At 33.8% G+C, this 2,018-nt stretch carries 4 protein-coding genes; 3 read left to right on the forward strand and 1 reads right to left on the reverse strand.

Going from position 1 to position 2,018, the window contains the following annotated elements:
• The 3 genes from IC220_RS07240 to dxr form a co-directional block, all read left to right on the forward strand.
• Nucleotides 1–180 (forward strand): transposase (locus IC220_RS07240; RefSeq protein WP_188152748.1); only part of this gene is annotated, 180 nt, incomplete at its 5' end.
• Between the two features lie 58 nt (nucleotides 181–238).
• Nucleotides 239–553 (forward strand): ComF family protein, encoded by a 315-nt coding sequence (locus tag IC220_RS07245; RefSeq protein ID WP_223158807.1) that lies wholly within the window; start codon nucleotides 239–241, stop codon nucleotides 551–553.
• Between the two features lie 45 nt (nucleotides 554–598).
• Nucleotides 599–1,759: a 1-deoxy-D-xylulose-5-phosphate reductoisomerase gene (gene dxr / locus IC220_RS07250; protein WP_188153758.1), complete on the forward strand. Its 1,161-nt coding sequence runs from the start codon at nucleotides 599–601 to the stop codon at nucleotides 1,757–1,759.
• An 84-nt stretch (nucleotides 1,760–1,843) separates the two neighbouring features.
• Here the strand turns inward: dxr and IC220_RS07255 are convergent.
• The coding region (locus IC220_RS07255; RefSeq protein ID WP_188152743.1) for a transposase at nucleotides 1,844–2,018 on the reverse strand (175 nt) is incomplete at its 5' end.

Below are 2,018 nucleotides of genomic sequence, written 5' to 3' on the forward strand. Positions count from 1 at the left end.
CGTTCCAATAGAAAAACACCAAGAGAATACGATAAAGAGCTTTATAAAGAGAGAAATCTCATCGAAAGAATGTTCAATAAACTCAAGAATTTTCGTAGGGTTGCTACTCGTTATGATAAATTAGCTATTTCTTTCTTATCTTTTGTCCATATTGCTTCTATATATCTTTGGTTAAAATAAATGTCGACACTACCTACATAGATTACGTCTGTTTAAACGTAAATATAATCAAGCAGCTTTGCTTGCAAAAGAGTTGGGCAAGTTATCCGATCTATTTTATGCACCTTTTTCAATAAAACGACTTAGCAATACCAAACCTCAATCCGGGCTTTCACTGAAACAACGTGAAAAAAATTTAAGAAAAGCTTTCAGCGTATACAATAAGGAGATTATTAAAGATAAAATTGTTATGCTAGTTGATGACGTGGTAACAACTGGAGCAACCGTTAGGTCTTGTGCTCAAGCAATTTTAGATTGTGGTGCAAGAGAAGTAAGAGTATTATCACTTGCTAGAACAGTGACTGACTGTCTGAAATTAAAAACTACTGAATAAAATTTCTTACCTGTTATAATAAAATTTTTCTAGATCTTTATTATAGTGAAGAAAGTTTCAATTTTAGGGTCAACAGGGAGTATTGGCAGAAAGGCTGTAGATCTACTGTTGCAGAGAAAAGAAGAATTTCAAGTTGAGGCACTGAGTGCACATTCGAATTTTGCGTTACTGGCAAATCAAGCAAAGCTGCTAAATGTCAAGTATGTTGCCATTTCTGATGAGAGATTTTATAAGGATTTAAAAGAAAATTTATCCGGTACGAGGACTAAAATAGAAGTTGATATTGCTTCTATTCCAGTTGATCTTTCGATAGTTGCAATAATTGGTATTGCAGGACTTGCACCAGTGATGCGAACAATAGAGAGTGGCACTAAAGTTATTGCATTAGCAAACAAAGAAAGTATTGTCTGTGGTGGCAAATTGTTAATTAAAAGAGCTAAAGAAAATAATGTGCAGATCATTCCTGTTGATTCTGAGCATAATGCAATTTTTCAAGTTTTACAGAATAATCAAAAGTACGTAGAAAAAATTATACTTACTGCTTCTGGTGGACCGTTTTTTAATTACAGCCTTGAACAATTAAAAAATGTTACGGTAGATAAAGCTCTTATCCATCCAACTTGGAGCATGGGTAAGAAAATCTCAGTTGATAGTGCAACAATGATGAATAAAGCATTAGAAATAATAGAGGCACACAACTTATTTGATGTCAGTCCAGATAAAATTAAAGCAGTTGTGCATCCCGAGTCAATAGTACATGGTATTGTAGTTTATCAAGATGGGTTTAATTTTGCTGTACTTGCAGAACCTGATATGGCGATACCAATTTCCTATGCTATGTCTTGGCCGGAGAGATCAGCTTTGAATTATCAACTGGATTTAACAAAACACAAAAAATTGACCTTTCAAGAGGTAGATAATAAATGTTTTCCGGCAATAAATCTTAGTATGGAAGTATTGAACTCTTCTTCAGCAACTGAAAATAGCATTATCTTTAATGCTGCAAATGAAGTGGCAGTAAACGCATTTTTGAATTCACAAATAGGCTTTTTAGAGATAGTAAAAGTAGTACAGCTAACGCTGGAAAATTTTACAGCAAATGACAATATTAATGTTAATTCATTATCTGATATAATAAGTATTGACCATAAAGGCCGTACTGTTGCAAAAGAAGTCATTGAAGGTATATATGCAATCGATAGTTAGTGATTATGTCCGTCAACACGACCGAGATCATTTCATTTGTTCTTTATTTGTCCCGCGGTCTGTAAGAAGATGTCTTGAAATCATTTAAGTAGCTAATTTATTAAGCATAACGGTAATCATATTAAAGAAAATATTGGTTTTTGAGGTAAGAGGAGAATGTTCGTAATCTTTGCTCATGCGCCTAAAATTGGAGAGCCAAGCAAAGGTTCTTTCAACTATCCAACGTTTTGGAATAACCTGAAATCCTTCAGCTTCGGGA

Source organism: Wolbachia endosymbiont of Pentalonia nigronervosa, assembly GCF_014534705.1.
Classification (GTDB): Bacteria; Pseudomonadota; Alphaproteobacteria; order Rickettsiales; family Anaplasmataceae; genus Wolbachia.